The sequence below is a fragment of the Sphingomonas rosea genome, from assembly GCF_039538065.1.
In the GTDB taxonomy this organism is placed as follows: domain Bacteria; phylum Pseudomonadota; class Alphaproteobacteria; order Sphingomonadales; family Sphingomonadaceae; genus Sphingomicrobium; species Sphingomicrobium rosea.
Genome location: NZ_BAABBR010000001.1, coordinates 1,204,352 through 1,220,380, shown reverse-complemented (window position 1 = coordinate 1,220,380; position 16,029 = coordinate 1,204,352). Strand labels below are relative to the sequence as shown.

At 67.8% G+C, this 16,029-nt stretch carries 18 protein-coding genes and 1 tRNA gene; 14 read left to right on the top strand and 5 right to left on the bottom strand.

Annotation, left to right across the window (positions count from 1 at the left end; genetic code table 11):
* Position 1: 1 nt before the first annotated feature.
* Genes ABD693_RS06095 through speD form a run of 7 tightly spaced genes read left to right on the top strand, consistent with a single transcriptional unit; the run spans position 2 to position 5,889 of the window.
* On the top strand, positions 2 to 658 hold the full coding sequence (locus tag ABD693_RS06095; RefSeq protein ID WP_344696132.1) for a DUF4178 domain-containing protein: 657 nt from the start codon (positions 2 to 4) through the stop codon (positions 656 to 658).
* Positions 655 to 2,025 carry a DUF4178 domain-containing protein gene (locus tag ABD693_RS06090; protein ID WP_344696131.1) on the top strand — a complete coding sequence of 457 codons (1,371 nt, stop codon included), beginning with the start codon at positions 655 to 657 and terminating at the stop codon, positions 2,023 to 2,025. The genes ABD693_RS06095 and ABD693_RS06090 overlap by 4 nt, the downstream gene beginning before the upstream one ends.
* A complete protein-coding gene (locus ABD693_RS06085) occupies positions 2,022 to 2,165 on the top strand; it encodes a hypothetical protein (RefSeq protein WP_344696130.1) in 144 nt (47 codons plus the stop codon). The genes ABD693_RS06090 and ABD693_RS06085 overlap by 4 nt, the downstream gene beginning before the upstream one ends.
* Before the next feature lie 15 nt (positions 2,166 to 2,180).
* Entirely contained in the window at positions 2,181 to 2,390 is a 210-nt protein-coding gene (locus tag ABD693_RS06080; protein WP_344696129.1) for a DUF350 domain-containing protein, read from the top strand.
* The gene (locus ABD693_RS06075) at positions 2,383 to 3,921 is read left to right on the top strand and encodes a polyamine aminopropyltransferase (RefSeq protein ID WP_344696128.1); all 1,539 of its coding nucleotides are present in this window, start codon (positions 2,383 to 2,385) and stop codon (positions 3,919 to 3,921) included. The genes ABD693_RS06080 and ABD693_RS06075 overlap by 8 nt, the downstream gene beginning before the upstream one ends.
* Positions 3,911 to 5,530: an NAD(P)-binding protein gene (locus tag ABD693_RS06070; protein WP_344696127.1), complete on the top strand. Its 1,620-nt coding sequence runs from the start codon at positions 3,911 to 3,913 to the stop codon at positions 5,528 to 5,530. Before ABD693_RS06075 ends, ABD693_RS06070 begins: the two co-directional genes overlap by 11 nt.
* Positions 5,527 to 5,889, top strand: coding sequence for an adenosylmethionine decarboxylase (gene speD / locus ABD693_RS06065; protein ID WP_344696126.1), 363 nt, complete (start codon positions 5,527 to 5,529; stop codon positions 5,887 to 5,889). Before ABD693_RS06070 ends, speD begins: the two co-directional genes overlap by 4 nt.
* A gap of 99 nt (positions 5,890 to 5,988) precedes the next feature.
* Here speD and ABD693_RS06060 read toward each other — a convergent pair.
* Positions 5,989 to 6,075: transfer RNA gene (locus ABD693_RS06060), tRNA-Leu, on the bottom strand.
* A gap of 121 nt (positions 6,076 to 6,196) precedes the next feature.
* Between ABD693_RS06060 and ABD693_RS06055 the strand changes: the two genes are divergently transcribed.
* The 3 genes from ABD693_RS06055 (at position 6,197) to ABD693_RS06045 (ending at position 8,480) form a co-directional block, all read left to right on the top strand.
* Complete coding sequence (locus ABD693_RS06055) at positions 6,197 to 7,150, top strand: complex I NDUFA9 subunit family protein (RefSeq protein WP_344696125.1); 954 nt, start codon at positions 6,197 to 6,199, stop codon at positions 7,148 to 7,150.
* A gap of 3 nt (positions 7,151 to 7,153) precedes the next feature.
* Positions 7,154 to 7,954 carry an undecaprenyl-diphosphate phosphatase gene (locus tag ABD693_RS06050; protein ID WP_344696123.1) on the top strand — a complete coding sequence of 267 codons (801 nt, stop codon included), beginning with the start codon at positions 7,154 to 7,156 and terminating at the stop codon, positions 7,952 to 7,954.
* A 76-nt stretch (positions 7,955 to 8,030) separates the two neighbouring features.
* Entirely contained in the window at positions 8,031 to 8,480 is a 450-nt protein-coding gene (locus tag ABD693_RS06045; protein ID WP_344696122.1) for a hypothetical protein, read from the top strand.
* An 83-nt stretch (positions 8,481 to 8,563) separates the two neighbouring features.
* On the opposite strand, the gene rplQ is transcribed toward ABD693_RS06045, so the two are convergent.
* The 4 genes from rplQ to rpsM form a co-directional block, all read right to left on the bottom strand.
* Entirely contained in the window at positions 8,564 to 8,989 is a 426-nt protein-coding gene (gene rplQ / locus ABD693_RS06040) for a 50S ribosomal protein L17 (RefSeq protein WP_344696121.1), read from the bottom strand.
* Between the two features lie 116 nt (positions 8,990 to 9,105).
* Positions 9,106 to 10,191, bottom strand: coding sequence for a DNA-directed RNA polymerase subunit alpha (locus ABD693_RS06035; RefSeq protein ID WP_344696120.1), 1,086 nt, complete (start codon positions 10,189 to 10,191; stop codon positions 9,106 to 9,108).
* Positions 10,192 to 10,269: 78 nt separating this feature from the next.
* Positions 10,270 to 10,659, bottom strand: a complete 390-nt coding sequence (gene rpsK, locus ABD693_RS06030) for a 30S ribosomal protein S11 (protein WP_344696119.1) — start codon at positions 10,657 to 10,659, stop codon at positions 10,270 to 10,272.
* 71 nt (positions 10,660 to 10,730) lie between these two features.
* A complete protein-coding gene (rpsM, locus tag ABD693_RS06025) occupies positions 10,731 to 11,099 on the bottom strand; it encodes a 30S ribosomal protein S13 (RefSeq protein WP_344696118.1) in 369 nt (122 codons plus the stop codon).
* Positions 11,100 to 11,322: 223 nt separating this feature from the next.
* Between rpsM and ABD693_RS06020 the strand changes: the two genes are divergently transcribed.
* From ABD693_RS06020 to ABD693_RS06005, 4 genes are read left to right on the top strand one after another with little or no spacing between them, the layout of a single operon-like run.
* A complete protein-coding gene (locus ABD693_RS06020; RefSeq protein ID WP_344696117.1) occupies positions 11,323 to 12,243 on the top strand; it encodes a bifunctional riboflavin kinase/FAD synthetase in 921 nt (306 codons plus the stop codon).
* A 26-nt stretch (positions 12,244 to 12,269) separates the two neighbouring features.
* Positions 12,270 to 15,116 (top strand): isoleucine--tRNA ligase, encoded by a 2,847-nt coding sequence (ileS, locus tag ABD693_RS06015; RefSeq protein WP_344696116.1) that lies wholly within the window; start codon positions 12,270 to 12,272, stop codon positions 15,114 to 15,116.
* Complete coding sequence (gene lspA, locus ABD693_RS06010) at positions 15,113 to 15,613, top strand: signal peptidase II (RefSeq protein ID WP_344696115.1); 501 nt, start codon at positions 15,113 to 15,115, stop codon at positions 15,611 to 15,613. Before ileS ends, lspA begins: the two co-directional genes overlap by 4 nt.
* Positions 15,606 to 16,025 carry a DUF3035 domain-containing protein gene (locus ABD693_RS06005; RefSeq protein WP_344696114.1) on the top strand — a complete coding sequence of 140 codons (420 nt, stop codon included), beginning with the start codon at positions 15,606 to 15,608 and terminating at the stop codon, positions 16,023 to 16,025. The genes lspA and ABD693_RS06005 overlap by 8 nt, the downstream gene beginning before the upstream one ends.
* Positions 16,026 to 16,029: the final 4 nt, after the last annotated feature.

Below are 16,029 nucleotides of genomic sequence, written 5' to 3'. Positions count from 1 at the left end.
CATGACCGCCCTCTCGTGCCCCGCTTGCGGCGCCGAGGTGCCGCTGCGCTCGGCCGCCATGCCCTATGCGGTGTGCGGTTACTGTCATTCGGTCCTGCTCCGGCAGGGCGAGGGCCTGAGCGACATCGGCAAGTCGGCGGTGCTTCCGTTCGACGTCTCGCCCATCCAGCTCGGCACGAGCGGCGCCGTCGATGGGCTCACCTTCGAGGTGGTCGGACGCGTCCGCTGGGGCTGGCAGGACGGCAGCTGGAACGAGTGGCTATTGTCCTGCGGCGACGGCAAGGCGCGCTGGCTGGGCGAGGCCATGGGCCAGTACATGCTGTTGCGCGAGCGCCCGGACCTCGACAGCCATCCCCTCGTCGACCGGTTCGCGCGCGGCGAGGCCTTCCGGGTCGGCGACCGCATCGACGACTATAGCGTGACCGACGTCAAGGAAGCGCGCTGCCTCGGCGGGGAGGGCGACCTGCCATTCCCGACCCCGCCCGACTGGACCATGACCAGCATCGACTTTCGCGACACCGCCGGCGGGGCCTTGAGCGTCCAGCGCGATGCGCAGGGCGTCATGGCCTATGAAGGCCGTTATCATTCGCTGGCCGAACTCAACCCGCGCAACCTCCGTTCGATCGAGGGCTGGCCGATGCCGGCGAATTATCGATGAGCGCGGCCCGGCTCATCAATTGCCCGAGCTGCGGGGGCTCGATCGCGATCAAGGCGGCGGGCTATTCGACCACCGTCGCCTGCCAATATTGCGGCTCCGAGCTCGACGTCACCAATCCTGACGTCCGGCTCATCACCGAATATCACCAGGCCGCCTCGGCCGGCGACCTGCCGCTCGGCGCGCGCGGAACCTTGGTCGGGACGGAATGGGAGGTGATCGGCCGGCTCGAGCGCTCCGACGACGGCGCCTCGTGGACTGAATACCTTTTGTTCAATCCTTATGCCGGCTATCGCTGGCTGATCGAGGCCGACGGCGAATGGTCGCTGGGAACCGCGCTCAACCGCAATCCGGTGACCGAAAGCGACGACGTCGTCACGCTCGACGGCACCCGCTTCTTCCTCGACTATGCGCCCGTCACCACCCGCACCAATTCGGTTGTCGGCGAATTCTACTGGCGGGTCCGCGCCGGCGACACGGTCGAGGCGACGACTTTCTCCAGCGGCGGCTCCTCGCTGTCGTGGGAACGGAGCGCCGACGAGGTCAACTGGACGCTGACCGAGCAATTGCCCGACGGCGACGCGGTCCGCGCGTCCTTTGCCGACCCCGCGCCGGCTTCCCCCTCCGCGGGGCCCGCGACCGGCGGCGGACCGCGCCAGTTCGGCCGCAAGGCCAGCGCCTCCCCTCGCACGGCGTCAGCCGCGCAGGGCCTGACACCGGTCAAGCGCGCCAGCGATGGTGACGACCTCAGCAAGATGATCGGGATCGCCATCGCGACCTGCTTCCTCCTGCTGGTGATCGGCATCTTCTTCGGCATGTCGCGCGGGTCGGTGAGCCAGAGCATGACCGTCTACACCGGCGAGCCGGCGCGCACGATGATGCTGGGAACGGTGACCCTGAAGCGCCCCTATCAGGCCGTGACGATCACCGCGCGCGGCGACCAGTTCGTCAACAAGTGGGTCGACCTCGACTACAGCCTGGTCGACCGGCGGACCCAGCAGGCGATCGATGCCTACGGGATTGTCGAATATTATGCCGGCCGCGACAGCGATGGAAACTGGACCGAAGGCAGCCGCCGCGAGACCACGAAATTCGCGAGCGTGCCGGCGGGCACCTATGACGTGATGGTCGAGGCGAAGGCCCAGAACTGGAGCAGTTCGAGCTATTCGTCATCGACCAGCTCGTCCTGGGCCTCGGGCGACGGAAGCGGCTGGGGCAGTGCGCCCGAATCGATCAATCTTCGCTTCACCATCACCCCGGGCGGGGTCTTCTTCGGCAACATGGCCATGTTCATGCTGCTGATCTTCGCGCCGATCGCCGTCTGGATGTGGCGCAAGGCGCAGGCATCGAAGAGCGGGTACCGGCGGTGAGCAACCGGGTCTTCCTCTTCGCGCTCTGGTGCCTCGCCATGCTCACCGCCTCGGTCGCCGCGAGCTATTACGCCTGGTCTCCGTTCGCCGACGGAAGCCGGCGCAGCTCGTCCGGCTTCTACGGCCCAACCCACAAATAAGGAGGACATGCGGCCATGCTTTCCATCAACACCTTCCTCGCGACCCTGCTCTACGCCTTCATGGGGATCGTCATCTTCGTGTTCAGTTTCGTCCTCGTCGACAAGCTGACCCCGGGCGACCTGTGGCGCGAGATCATCGAGCGGAAGAACCTCGCGGTGGCCCTGCTCGCCGGCTCGGTCGCCATCGGCATCTCGACGATCATCGCCGCGGCGGTTCATGGCTGACCTCGCCGAGGAAAGGGTCGACGACGGACAGCCCCGCCTTGCCCTCATCCTCCTCTTCTCCGTGTTCGTGGTCGCGACCTGCGGCCTCATCTACGAGCTGCTCGCCGGAACGCTCGCCAGCTACCTGCTCGGCGACAGCGTCACCCAATTCTCGACCGTCATCGGCACCTATCTCTTCGCCATGGGGATCGGCAGCTGGCTGTCGCGCTACATCCGCGAGGACGAACTGCTCGCGTTCGTCCGGGTCGAGGTGCTGCTGGCGCTGGTCGGCGGCTGGCTTGCGGCCGCATTGTTCCTGCTGTTCCCTTACGCCAGCGATTTTCGCGTCGCGCTCTACGGGCTGGTGCTGCTGATCGGAATCCTGGTCGGGCTCGAGATCCCGCTGCTGATCCGCATCCTGCGCCACCGCTTCGCGCTGCGCGAGCTGGTCTCGACCGTGCTGACCTACGATTATGTCGGTGCGCTGGTGGCGTCCTTGCTGTTCCCCCTGCTGCTGGTCCCCAAGCTCGGCCTCATCCGAACCGGCTTTCTGTTCGGGCTGCTCAACGTCGCCGTGGCGATCGCGCTGCTGGTCGTCCTTCGGCGCGAGCGGCGGATGCGGCTCGAGCTGGTCGCCGCCCTGCTCAGCGCGGCGAGCCTGGTCGCGGGCATGGCCTGGGCCGAGAAGATCCAGCGCTGGTCCGAGGTCGCCTTCTACAACGAGCCCGTCATCTACGCGAGCTCGACCCCCTATCAGCGGATCGTCCTCACCCGCCGCGACAACGACCTGCGGCTGTACCTCAATGGCAACCTCCAATTCTCCTCGCGTGACGAATATCGCTATCACGAGGCGCTGGTCTGGCCCGTGCTCGGGCGCGTCGCGAACCCCGCCCGTGTGCTGATCCTGGGCGGCGGCGACGGGCTCGCCGCGCGCGAGGTGTTGCGCGACCAACGCGTGCGGAGCGTGACCCTCGTCGATCTCGATCCCGCCATGACCGCGCTGTTCCGCAACACGCCGCAACTGAGCGCGCTCAACGAACGCTCGCTGACCTCGCCAAGGCTTCAGGTCGTCAATGCCGATGCCTTCCGCTGGGTGCGCCAGCCACATGCGGCCTTCGATGCCATTCTGATCGACTTTCCCGATCCCACCGAATTCTCGCTCGGGAAGCTTTATACCGAAAGCTTCTACCGCGAGGTCGCGCGGCTCCTGAAGCCCGAGGGCATGATGAGCGTCCAGAGCACCTCGCCGCTGGTCGCGCCGCGGAGCTACTGGACCGTGGCGAGCACGCTCGAGGCGGCGGGGTTCCAGGCGCGCGGCTACCACGCCTACGTGCCGAGTTTCGGCGAATGGGGGTTCACCATGGCCGCGCGCCGGCCGATCGGCGATGCCGTCCGGCTTCCGCCCAACCTCCGCTTCCTGACCCCGGCGAGCGAGCGGATGATGTTCGACTTCGCGCCCGACATGGCGCGGGTGCCGACGCCCGTGAACCGGCTCGACAACCAGGCGCTGGTGCGGTCCTTCTCGCAGGAATGGTCGCATTATGAAGGCTGAGATCAGCCGGCGGGGCCTGCTCGCGGCCGCCGGGGCGGGGGCGGGCATGCTCGCCGTCTCCGGCTGCACCGCCGACGCCGCGCCCATGCCGGGGGAGCTTGGCGGGGCCGACCTGCGGCGCGGGCATCAGCTTCGCGACGGTCGCTTCCCTGAACCCACCGGTCCGGTCGAGGATGTGCCGCTGCTCATCGCCGGTGGCGGGGTGGCTGGCCTTGCGACCGCATGGCGACTGGCCGACGCCGGCTTCCGCGATTTCCGCCTCATCGAGCTCGAGGACCAAGCCGGCGGCAATGCCCGAGGCGGGCGCAACGCCGTCTCCGCTTATCCGCTCGGGGCGCATTATCTGCCCATCCCGAACCGCGAGGCCAGAGCGCTCCAGCACATGCTGCGCCAGTTCGGCATGATCGTCGGCGATCGCGATGGCGCGCCGGTCTACGACCCCTATCAGCTCTGCGCCGACCTCGAGGAGCGCCTGTTCTGGCGTGGCGAGTGGCAGGAGGGGCTGTATCCGGCCATCGGGCTGAGCGCCGCCGATCGGGCCGAGCGCGAGGCATTCGGTGCAGCGATGGCAAATTTCGGCAAGGCGGTGGGTGCCGACGGCAAGCCCGCCTTCGCGGTCCCGAGCGCTTATTCATCGCGCGATCCCTCCTTTCGCGCCCTCGACCGCATGAGCTTTGCCGCCTGGCTCGACGCGAAAGGCTGGCATTCGCCCTTGCTGCGCGCCTACGTCCGCTATTGCTGCCGGGACGATTACGGGACCGAGCCCGATCAGGTCTCGGCATGGGCCGGCATCCACTATTTCGCCGCGCGCCGCGGCTGGGCCGCCAATGGCGACGGTGACCGCGAACTGACGTGGCCCGAAGGCAATCAGCGGCTGGTGCGGCTGATGGCGGAGCGCGTCGCGCCGCACCTTGCGACCGGCCAGAGCGTCTTCCGGGCGAAGGTCGAGGGGGCGAAAGTGCTCATCGACGTCTTCGATCATCGCGCGGGCCTGAGCCGCCGGATCCGCGCCGGCACCGCCGTCCTCGCCATGCCGCATTTCGTTGCGGCCCGGGTCGCCCCGGAGCGTGTCGCGCGCGGAGGGGAGAGCTACGCCCCATGGGTGGTCGCCAACGTCACGGTCTCGCGCCCGCCGGGGGGGAAGGGGGCGCCGCTCGCCTGGGACAATGTCTCGACCGCCAGCGAATCGCTCGGCTACGTCGTCGCGACCCACCAGAGTTCGAGCGCCGCCGCGGGGCCGACTGTCCTCACTTGGTACTTGCCGCTGTCGACCATGGCACCGCGGGACGCCCGCCGCTTGCTGCTGGAACGAACGCTCGGAAGCTGGCAGGCGCTGGTGCGTGACGACCTCCTCCAGTTGCATCCCGAGCTCGCCGGCGCGATTCAACGGATCGACGTCTGGCGCTGGGGCCATGCGATGATCCGCCCGGTGCCCGGCTTCATGGCCGGTGCGCCCGCGCGGATGGACGAGGCGGTACGGCCACCCTTGATGCTCGCCCATTCGGACGTCGGCGGTCTGTCGCTGTTCGAGGAAGCGCATCACGCGGGGGTCAGCGCGGCCGAAGCGGCGATGCGCCATCTCGGCCACCCGTTCGAGACGCTGGCATGAGTGGCCACCAGCCTTGGAACAGCGTGCACCTCATCGCCGACCTCAACGGCGGCAAGGGTCTCGACGACGCCGACCTCATTGAGCGGATCCTGCGCCGCGCGGCGGCGGCGGCGGGCGCCAAGGTGCTCGAGGTCCGACTGCACAGCTTCGGCGAAGGGCAGGGCGTGACCGGAATCGCGCTGCTCGCGGAATCGCACATCTCGATCCACAGCTGGCCCGAGGACGCGTTTGCCGCCATCGACATCTTCGTCTGCGGCGCGACCTGCAAACCCGAGGCCGCGCTCGCGGTCATCGCCGAAGGACTGCAGGCCCAAGTCGGCCACAGCCAACGCGTCCGCCGCGGCATTCGATCGGCCTAGGAACGAGCGCCACGCAAGCCAATCTTCAGGGCCTGGGTGGCTCGGAGTATCTCGACAAAGAAGGTTTTGCTCGAAGCCCGCCGCGCTCGGCTGGTGCCATGGTGCCCAGGAGAGGACTCGAACCTCCACGCCCTTGCGAGCGCCAGCACCTGAAGCTGGTGCGTCTACCAATTCCGCCACCTGGGCACAGGAGCTGTTCGCGATTTCTCGCCGGTAGGCGGATGCCCCTAGGGGGGAGCAGGCAGGGCTGTCAACCGTGCCGCGACGCGCCTTGTCGCTCCGCGTCGTCGCGGCTAGGGCGAGCATCATGACGGCGTCAGACTGGCGAGAGCGCATCATCACGGTATTCGGCGGCGGCGGCTTCATCGGCCGCTACGTCTGCGAGGCCCTGTTCAAATCGGGCGTGCGGGTGCGCGTCGCCCAGCGAACCCCCCGCAATGCCTTCTTCCTCCAGCCGCTGGCCGCCGTCGGACAGCTCGACCTCGTCCGCGCCGATTTCACCCGGCCGCAGACGCTCGAAGCGGCGGTCGAGGGGGCCTGGGGGGTGATCAACCTCGTCGGCGCGTTCGCCGGCAAGCTCGACCAGGTCCACGGGCAGGCGCCCGGCCGAATCGCCGAACTCGCGGCCGCGGGCGGCGCACGGAGCCTCGTTCATGTCTCCGCGATCGGCGTCTCGGCCGACAGCGAGTCCCGCTATGCCCGCACCAAGGCGGCGGGCGAGGCGGCGGTGAAGGCGGCCTTCCCGCAGGCGACAATCGTCCGCCCGAGCGTCGTGTTCGGGCCCGAAGACGAATTCACCAACCGCTTCGCCGCGATGAGCCGCCTGCCGGTGCTCCCCGTGCTTGGCGCCAGGACCAAGTTCCAGCCGATCTACGCCCGCGACCTCGGCCAGGCGATCGCCGCCGCGGCGCAGGCGCCCGAGAAGTTCGCCGGTCAGACCTTCGAGCTCGGCGGACCCGACGTGTTCAGCATGCACGAGCTGAACGCCCGGATCGCCGAGGCGGCGGGACAGAAGCCCACGATCATCGACCTGCCCAACGCGGTCGGCGCGCTGATGAGCAAGCTCAGCTTCCTGCCCGGGGCGCCGATCAGCCGCGACCAGTGGATCATGCTACAGCGCGACAATGTCGCGACCGGCCCGGGCCTCGAGGCCTTCAGGATCGAGCCCACGCCGCTCTCGGCGGTGGCGCCCGAATGGCTCGACCGCTTCCACGAAGGTGGCCGCTTCGCCAGCCGTCGCTCGCAGGCGAGCGCGGGCTAGGCCATGCCGATCCTCTGGCTGGTGGTCATCCTCGGCATCGTCGAGGGCCTGACCGAATATCTGCCCGTCTCCTCGACCGGGCACCTCATCCTCGCGACCGAACTCATGGGGTTCGACGCTGACCGCTGGGCCCTGTTCAACGTCGCGATCCAGCCGGGCGCGATCCTCGCCATCGTGGTGCTCTACTGGCGCACCTTCTGGACGGTGGCGCGCGGGCTCCTCGGCTGGGAGCATGGCGCGGTCATCTTTACCCGCAACCTCCTCGTCGCCTTCCTGCCGGCGGTGGTGGTCGGCTTGGCACTCAACGATTTCGTCGATGCGCTCCTCGGCAACGCCGCAGTGGTCGCCTGGTCGCTGATCATCGGCGGGGTGGCGATCCTCGCGGTCGAGCGCTTCGCCAAGACCGAGCCCACGGGCGGCATCAGCGGTGTCAGCCTCAAACAGTCGATCGCGGTGGGCCTCGTCCAGTGCCTCGCGATGGTGCCGGGCGTCAGCCGCTCGGGCGCGACCATCCTCGGCGCGATGAGCTTCGGGGTCGACCGCCGCACCGCCGCCGAATTCAGCTTCTTCCTCGCGGTGCCGACACTGACGGGCGCGACCGTGCTCCAGCTCGCCAAGCATCACGACCAGCTCAACAGCGACATGTTGCAGTGGATCGGGCTCGGCGCGGTCATTTCCTTCGTCGTCGCGGTCGCGGTGGTGAAGGGTTTCATCGCGGTCGTCACCCGCTACGGCTTCGCGCCCTTTGCCTGGTACCGGATCGTCGCGGGCGCCGCGGCGCTCGTCTGGCTGGGGATGCGCTGAACTTCTCGTTCAGGCAGGGCCAAGGTCCGTCTGCTATCGCCTTCGGTCATAACTGGCTGATTCGAAGGACAGAACCATGATGCATCGCCTGATGTGCCTGGCGCTGCTCGGTGCGGTCGCCGCGCCTGCCGCCGCCCAGAGCTATCCGCAACCCTATCCGCTGCCCGCGCCGCCGGCGGCCGGCCTGCCGCCCGAGCTCGGCGATCCGCGCACGCTCGACCAGCTCGGCAACATGGTCGGCGCCGTCACGCGGGCGTTCATGAACCTGCCGGTGGGCGAGGTCGAAGCCGCGGTGGAAGGCCGTCCGGCGACCCGCGCCGACCGCGCGCGCACCGTCCGCTCGGTGACCGGCGCAAGTGAGCGCGAGCTCGACCAGGAGATCGAGGCGGGCAAGGGCGCGGTGAAGCAGGGCGGGGCGGCGATGGTCCGCACGCTGCCGGTGATCCGCGACGCCCTCAACCGCGCCGGTGACGAGATCGCGCGGGCAACCGCGAACGTGCCGCAGCCGGGCTACCCGCGCCGCTGACGGGCCTCCGGGCATCGCACAAACGAAAAGGGCCGCCCCGGGATCTTCCGGAGCGGCCCTTCCTGTTTCTGGCGCTCAGCGGCTCAGGCGGCCTGCTGATCGTCCTCGTCGTCGATCATCACCGGACCCGAATCCTGGCCCTTGGCCGAGACGTCGCGGTCGACGAATTCGATGATCGCCATCGGGGCGGCATCCGACTGGCGGATGCCGGCCTTGACGACGCGGCAGTAACCGCCGCTGCGGCCGGCGTAACGCTCGGCCAGCACGTCGAACAGCTTCACCAGCTGCACGTCGTCGAGGAGACGGGCGTGCGCGAGGCGACGGTTCGACAGGCCACCCTTCTTGGCGAGCGTGACCAGCTTCTCGGTGTACGGGCGAAGCTCCTTCGCCTTGGCGAGGGTGGTGGTGATCTGCTCGTGCTTGATGAGGGCGGCCGCCATGTTGCGGAACATGGCCGCGCGGTGGGCCGAGGTGCGCTGCAGCTTACGATGGCCGACGCGGTGACGCATGATGTTCTTCCTTCTTCGTTCGTCAGGACCCCGTTCGAGGTAGGTCCAGCCAGGCGGTGATCGAGGGCACCGCCCTTACCCTTGGCGGTCCCGGCCGAAGCCGGGACCCGTGAGCCTTAGCCGAGCATTTCCTGCTCGAGCTTCTTGGCCATCTCTTCGATGTTCTCCGGCGGCCAGCCGGGGATGTCCATGCCGAGGCGCAGGCCCATCGAGGCAAGGACTTCCTTGATCTCGTTGAGGCTCTTGCGGCCGAAGTTCGGCGTGCGGAGCATCTCGGCCTCGGTCTTCTGGACGAGGTCACCGATGTAGATGATGTTGTCGTTCTTGAGGCAGTTGGCCGAACGGACCGACAGCTCGAGCTCGTCGACCTTCTTGAGAAGGTAGCGGTTGAGCTGGTTGGTGTCGGTGGTCTCCGGCACCGCGCCGCCGCCCATCGGGGCCGCCGACGGGATCGCCTGGCCGATCATCGGCGAGGCCGCGCGGTAGCTCTGGTCGTCGAAACCGACGAACAGCGCGAGCTGGTCCTGCAGGATGCGCGCGGCATAGCCGATCGCCTCTTCCGGCGAGACGGTGCCGTCGGTCTCGACCGTCAGCGTCAGCTTGTCGTAGTCGAGCTCCTGGCCGACGCGGGTGTTTTCCACCTTGTAGGCGACCTGGCGGACCGGGCTGTAGAGGGCGTCGATCGGAATGAGGCCGATCGGCGCGTCGAGCGGACGGTTGGCGGCTGCGGCGACATAACCCTTACCGACGTCGGCGGTCAGCTCCATGTTGAGCGTCGCACCCTGGTCGAGGTGGCAGATGACGAGATCGGGGTTGGTGATCTCGATGTCGCCCGAGGTCTGGATCTGGCCCGCGGTCACTTCGCCCGGACCGGTCGCGGTCAGGTGAAGGCGCTTCGGACCCTCGCCCTCGAACTTGAGCGCGATCTGCTTCACGTTGAGGACGATGTCGGTGACGTCCTCGCGGACACCCGCGAGGCTCGAGAACTCGTGCAGCACGCCTTCGATCTTGATCGAGGTGATCGCGGCGCCCTGGAGGCTGGAGAGCAGCACGCGGCGCAGCGAGTTGCCGAGCGTCATGCCGAACCCGCGCTCGAGCGGCTCGGCGACGAACACGGCCTTGCGGCGGGCGTCGCCGGCGACCTTGCGCTCCAGCGCGTTGGGCTTCTTCAGTTCCTGCCAGTTCTTTGCGTTGACGGCCATTTTGCTTCCTTGGCAGAGCGGGGATCGCGTCCGATCCCCGGGAGGTTCAATTGGGTACGAGAGCGAGGTCGCCGGCGCTTAGACGCGGCGACGCTTGCTCGGACGGACACCATTGTGCGGGATCGGGGTCACGTCGCGGATCGAGGTGATCTGGAAGCCGACGGCCTGGAGGGCGCGAAGCGCGCTCTCGCGGCCCGAACCGGGACCCTTGACCTCGACCTCGAGGGTGCGGACGCCGTGGTCGGCGGCCTTCTTGCCGGCGTCCTCGGCCGCGACCTGCGCGGCGTAGGGAGTCGACTTGCGGCTACCCTTGAAGCCCATCATGCCGGCGCTCGACCAGGCAATCGCATTGCCCTGCGCGTCGGTGATGGTGATCATGGTGTTGTTGAAGCTCGCGTTGACGTGAGCCACGCCAGCCGAGATGTTCTTGCGCTCGCGGCGCCGAAGGCGCTGGGGTTCGCGTGCCATATCCTACTATCCTTATCCGTTCGTCCCGAGCGCGATGCTCGAAGGACGTGAAGCTGCGATGACGAAGAAGATTACTTCTTCTTGCCAGCGATCGGCTTGGCCTTGCCCTTGCGGGTGCGCGCGTTGGTGTGCGTGCGCTGGCCGCGGACCGGAAGGCCCTTGCGGTGGCGCAGGCCACGATAGCAGGCCAGGTCCATCAGCCGCTTGATGTTCATCGCGGTCTCGCGGCGGAGGTCACCCTCGACCGTGTGATCGGCGTCGATCGTCTCGCGGATCTGGAGGACTTCCTGGTCCGACAGGTCCTGGACGCGGCGGTCCGAAGCGATGTTCAGCTTGGCGGCGATTTCCTTGGCCTTGGTGCGACCAATGCCGTGGATGTAGGTGAGCGCGATCTCGACGCGCTTGTTGGTGGGGATGTTGACCCCGGCAATACGAGCCATGTGGTGTCGTTTTCCTTCGTGTTAGCTCCACGGGCAGGCACGACGCCCACCCATCTCGTCGCTGACTCCCGCATTCCGGTCCGAAGCTAACGCCAAAACGGCGGACGCAAGAAAGCGCCGCCGGGACCGGAGGAACGGGATGAGGCGCAAATATGCTGCGGGTGCGAGAGAGTCAACGGCTCACTAGCGGAGGCTTGCGCTTGCATCTACAGCCGAGCCCGAGATGCAGCGCCTTACCCCCGGCACCGGCATGACGGAAGCGTTCCGCGATGCCGTCGTCGCCCTTGGCAATTTCGACGGCTTCCACCTCGGCCATCAGGCCGTGGTCGGGCGCGCCGTGGCGCGGGCGGCCCACGCGGGGCGGCCGGCGATCGTCGCCACCTTTGATCCCCATCCGGTTCGCTTCTTCCAGCCCGACGCCGCGCCATTCCGGCTGACCAGCCTCGACCAGCGGGAAGCGCTGTTCGCCGGTGCGGGGGCCGACGCCATGCTGGTGTTCGGCTTCGACGACCGGCTCGCCACGACCAGCGCCGAGGATTTCGTCCGCCTGCTGCGTGAGGACGTCGGCGCCTCGGCGGTGGTGACGGGCGAGGACTTCACCTTCGGCGCGCGGCGCGGCGGCAATGTCGAGGTGCTGCGCGCGGTGGGCGAGGGGATGGGCCTCTCCGCCGAGACGGTGGGCCCGGTGACGATCGACGGCCAGCCGGTCAGCTCAAGCCGGATCCGCCGCGCCATCGCCGAGGGCGACACCGCGACCGCGACCCGCCTCCTCACCCGTCCGTTCGCGATCCAGGGCGTCGTCCAGCACGGGGACAAGCGCGGCCGCACCATGGGTTATCCGACCGCCAACATGGTGCTCGGCGACTATCAGCGCCCGGCTTATGGCATCTATGCGGTGACCGCGCGGCTCCCCGACGGCACCGAGGTCGCGGGAGTCGCCAATGCCGGCGTCCGCCCGACCTTCGAACCGCCGGTCGAGCTTCTCGAGACCTTCCTGTTCGACTGGTCGGGTGACCTCTACGGCCAGGAGATCGAGGTCGCGCTCCACCACTTCCTCCGCCCCGAGCGCCGCTTCGAGAGCATGGATGCGCTCACCGTCCAGATGCAGCGCGACGAAGCCGAGGCGCGGCGGTTGCTGCTCTAGGCCTCGCCCGCTAGAGCCGCCGCCAAATGTCGGACGAACAAACCCCAGCAAGGCGCGATTGGCGCGACACCGTCTTTCTGCCCAAGACCGCCTTCCCGATGAAGGCCGGCCTGCCGCAGAAGGAACCGGCGATCCTCGCCAAGTGGCAGAGCGATGACCTCTACGCCAGGCTGCGCGAGGCCCGCGCCGGCCGCGAGAAGTTCATCTTCCATGATGGCCCGCCCTACGCCAACGGCGACATCCACATCGGCCACGTCCTCAACAAGACGCTGAAGGACCTCGCCGTCCGCACCCAGTCGCTGCTCGGCAAGGACGCACCGTTCGTCCCCGGCTGGGACTGCCACGGCCTCCCGATCGAGTGGAAGGTCGAGGAGCAATATCGCAAGAAGAAGCGCAACAAGGACGAGGTCCCCCCGGCCGAATTCCGCGCCGAATGCCGCGCCTATGCCCAGCATTGGGTCGACGTGCAGAGCGGCCAGTTTCAGCGCCTCGGCATCCTCGCCGACTGGAAGAAGCCCTATCTGACGATGAGCTTCGAGGCCGAGGCGACGATCGTCTCCGAGCTGACCAAATTCGCGGAATCGGGCCAGCTCTACCGCGGCGCGAAGCCGGTGATGTGGAGCCCGGTCGAGAAGACCGCGCTGGCCGAAGCCGAGATCGAATATGAGGACGTCGTCTCGACCCAGATCGACGTCGCCTTCGAGATCGTCGAGAGCCCGATCCCCGAGCTGGTCGGTGCCCATGCGGTAGTGTGGACGACGACGCCGTGGACGATCCCGGTCAACCAGGCGATCGCTTACGGCGAGGACATTGATTACGTTCTCGTCGAGAAGGCGGACTTTGAAGATAAGGTGCTCGCGCGATATCTCGTAGCGACCGAGCTGAAGGATGCCTTTCTAAAGCGTGTCGCTCCGGAGTTTGGAACGGATGCGCTCTCGCCTTTCATTTGGGCGATTAAAGATTTCCATCACGGTTCAGAATTGGCCGGCACCATCGCCCGCCACCCGATGCACCACCTTGGCGGCTTCTTCGCCAAGCCGCGCCCGCTGATCCCCGCGCCGCACGTCACCACCGACGCCGGCACCGGCCTCGTCCACATGGCGCCCGACCATGGCGAGGAGGATTTCGAGGCGTGCAAGGCGGTCGGGATCGACCCCGTCTTCGCGGTCGAGGGCGATGGCAAGTATCGCGAGGACTGGCCGTGGCTGGGCGGGCAGGGCTCGGTCATCAACACCAAGTTCAACGGCCCCGACGGCCCCATCCTCACCGACCTGCGCGAAGCCGGCGCGCTGCTGAGCGCGGGCGACTTCAGGCACAGCTACCCGCACTCGTGGCGCTCCAAGGCGCGCGTCATCTACCGCTGCACCCCGCAATGGTTCGTCGGCATGGACCAGCCGATCGAGGGCGGCACGACGCTTCGCCAGCGCGCCCTGTCCGAAATCGATCGCGTCCGCTTCGTCCCCGACAAGGGTCGCAACCGGATCGGGTCGATGGTCGAGGGCCGCCCCGACTGGGTGCTCAGCCGCCAGCGCGCGTGGGGCGTGCCGATCACGCTCTTCGTCGATCGCAAGACCGGCAAGTATCTGGTCGATGCCGAAGTGAACGCCCGCATCGTCGCCGCCGTGCGTGAAAAGGGCGTCGACGCCTGGACCGCCGACGGCGCTGCCCAGCATTTCCTCGGCGAAGGCCGCAACCCCGACGATTACGAGCAGGTCACCGACATCCTCGACGTCTGGTTCGACAGCGGCTGTACCCACGTATTCACGCTCGAAAGCGGTCACTGGCCCGAGGAAAGCTGGCCCGCCGACCTCTATCTCGAGGGCTCGGACCAGCATCGCGGATGGTTCCAGTCGTCGCTCCTCGAAAGTTGCGGGACCCGCGGCCGGGCGCCCTACGACACGGTGCTGACCCACGGCTTCACCATGGATTCCAAGGGCATGAAGATGTCCAAGAGCCTTGGGAACACGGTCAATCCCTTGGACCTCATGAAGGAAACCGGGGCCGACATCCTTCGCCTGTGGGTGGCGAGCGTCGACTTCACCGAGGATCATCGCATCGGCAAGGAAATTCTCGCCGGCGTTTCGGACAGCTACCGCAAGATCCGCAACACCTTCCGCTATCTCCTCGGCGCGCTCGAGGGCTTCGGCGAGGACGAGCGGGTCACCGACGTCGCGGCGATGCCCGAGCTCGAGCGCTACATGCTCGCGCTCCTCGCCAAGCTCGACGCCGACCTGCGCGAGGCGGTCGCGAACTACGACTTCAACGGTTACGCCCGGGCGCTCGGCGACTTCTGCAACAACGACCTCAGCGCCTTCTACTTCGATATCCGCAAGGACTGCCTCTACTGCGATGCGGCCACCGATCCGAAGCGCATGGCCTATCGCAGCGTCCTCGACACCCTGTTCCACGCGCTCGTCCGCTGGTTCGCCCCGATCCTCGTCTTCACCGCCGAGGAAGTGTGGGCCACCCGCTATCCCGATGCGCCGTCGGTGCACCTTGAGTTATGGCCCGAGCTCCCCGACGCCGCCGACCCGCGGATGCTCGAGATCTGGGCGAGCTATCGCGCCTTGCGTGAGCAGGTGACGGCCGAGATCGAGCCGATGCGGCGCGAGAAGGTGATCGGCTCGAGCCTCGAGGCGCGCGTCGCGATCGGCCTGCCCGACGCCGCCGACCGCCCGATGCTCTCCTCGGACGACCTCGCCGAATTGTTCATCGTCTCCGAGGTCATGGTCGACACCGGTACCGTGGTCGAAGGACCCGCCGTCGTCGCCCACCGCGTCGACTATCAGAAGTGCGGCCGTTGCTGGCGGCACCTGCCCGAAGTGAAGGAAGACGGCGACCTGTGCGATCGCTGCACGGAGGTGGTGCAATGAAGGGCCGCGACGGTTTCCTGCTGGCGGGCGTCCTGTTCGTCGTCGACCAGCTGACCAAGTGGCTCGCCGCCGGCCCGCTCGGCCTTGTCGAGCAGGGGCAGAGCGTCGAGTTGCTGCCGATCTTCGCACTGACCCGGGTCCACAATTACGGCATCTCGCTCGGTCTGCTGACCGCGGGCTCGGATCATGGCCGCTGGCTGCTGGTCGCGGGCACCGCCGTCATCGCCGGCGTTGTCGCCTGGTGGCTGACGCGCGAGGAGAAGCGCGGCGACCGGATCGCGCTCGGCCTCGTGCTCGGCGGCGCGCTCGGCAATATCGTCGATCGCGCGCGGCTCGGCTATGTGTTCGACTTCCTCGACCTGCATTTCGGCGATTTCCGCCCGTTTCTGGTCTTCAATGTCGCCGATGCGAGCATTAGCATCGGCGTCGCGATCCTGATATTGCGGGCCTTCCTGGTTCGCGAACCGAACCCCACGGAGAAGCTTGACGATGCGTAAGTTCCTGACCCTCCTTGCCCTTTCGACGGCGGCGCTGGCGACCTCGGGTTGTGCGCTGTTCGGCGGCGGCGGCAGCGGCGGGACCAAGCTCGACGAGTTCCGCGTGGCGCGCAACGCGCCGCTGGTGATCCCGCCCGACTACAGCCTGACCCCGCCCAAGCCCGGTACCGCCTCGCTGACCGCCGAGGGCGCGCAGCAGCAGGCCGTGCAGGCGCTGTTCGGCGGCCCCGCGCCGCGCCCGATGAGCGAGAACAACATCCTCGAGAAGGCCGGTGCCGACCGTGTCGCGCTGGGCGCCCGCTCGGTCGCCGGAAGCCCCGACACCGCAGTGGTCGACAAGGGCCCGTTCACGCAGACCATCCTCACGGCGCAGGCGGCTGACGGGCAGCAGGCTTCGGTTCAGACGCCGTAAGAAC

What these genes read in the sequence shown, in the direction of transcription:
- rplQ (WP_344696121.1), bottom strand. Translation starts at nt 8,989, where the DNA reads ATGCGTCACCGCGTCGGCCATCGTAAGCTGCAGCGCACCTCGGCCCAC.
- ABD693_RS06090 (WP_344696131.1), top strand. Translation starts at nt 655, where the DNA reads ATGAGCGCGGCCCGGCTCATCAATTGCCCGAGCTGCGGGGGCTCGATC.
- ABD693_RS06020 (WP_344696117.1), top strand. Translation starts at nt 11,323, where the DNA reads ATGCAGCGCCTTACCCCCGGCACCGGCATGACGGAAGCGTTCCGCGAT.
- ABD693_RS06075 (WP_344696128.1), top strand. Translation starts at nt 2,383, where the DNA reads ATGGCTGACCTCGCCGAGGAAAGGGTCGACGACGGACAGCCCCGCCTT.
- speD (WP_344696126.1), top strand. Translation starts at nt 5,527, where the DNA reads ATGAGTGGCCACCAGCCTTGGAACAGCGTGCACCTCATCGCCGACCTC.
- ABD693_RS06045 (WP_344696122.1), top strand. Translation starts at nt 8,031, where the DNA reads ATGATGCATCGCCTGATGTGCCTGGCGCTGCTCGGTGCGGTCGCCGCG.
- ABD693_RS06055 (WP_344696125.1), top strand. Translation starts at nt 6,197, where the DNA reads ATGACGGCGTCAGACTGGCGAGAGCGCATCATCACGGTATTCGGCGGC.
- rpsM (WP_344696118.1), bottom strand. Translation starts at nt 11,099, where the DNA reads ATGGCTCGTATTGCCGGGGTCAACATCCCCACCAACAAGCGCGTCGAG.
- ABD693_RS06070 (WP_344696127.1), top strand. Translation starts at nt 3,911, where the DNA reads ATGAAGGCTGAGATCAGCCGGCGGGGCCTGCTCGCGGCCGCCGGGGCG.
- ABD693_RS06050 (WP_344696123.1), top strand. Translation starts at nt 7,154, where the DNA reads ATGCCGATCCTCTGGCTGGTGGTCATCCTCGGCATCGTCGAGGGCCTG.
- ABD693_RS06005 (WP_344696114.1), top strand. Translation starts at nt 15,606, where the DNA reads ATGCGTAAGTTCCTGACCCTCCTTGCCCTTTCGACGGCGGCGCTGGCG.
- ABD693_RS06035 (WP_344696120.1), bottom strand. Translation starts at nt 10,191, where the DNA reads ATGGCCGTCAACGCAAAGAACTGGCAGGAACTGAAGAAGCCCAACGCG.
- lspA (WP_344696115.1), top strand. Translation starts at nt 15,113, where the DNA reads ATGAAGGGCCGCGACGGTTTCCTGCTGGCGGGCGTCCTGTTCGTCGTC.
- rpsK (WP_344696119.1), bottom strand. Translation starts at nt 10,659, where the DNA reads ATGGCACGCGAACCCCAGCGCCTTCGGCGCCGCGAGCGCAAGAACATC.
- ABD693_RS06080 (WP_344696129.1), top strand. Translation starts at nt 2,181, where the DNA reads ATGCTTTCCATCAACACCTTCCTCGCGACCCTGCTCTACGCCTTCATG.
- ileS (WP_344696116.1), top strand. Translation starts at nt 12,270, where the DNA reads ATGTCGGACGAACAAACCCCAGCAAGGCGCGATTGGCGCGACACCGTC.
- ABD693_RS06095 (WP_344696132.1), top strand. Translation starts at nt 2, where the DNA reads ATGACCGCCCTCTCGTGCCCCGCTTGCGGCGCCGAGGTGCCGCTGCGC.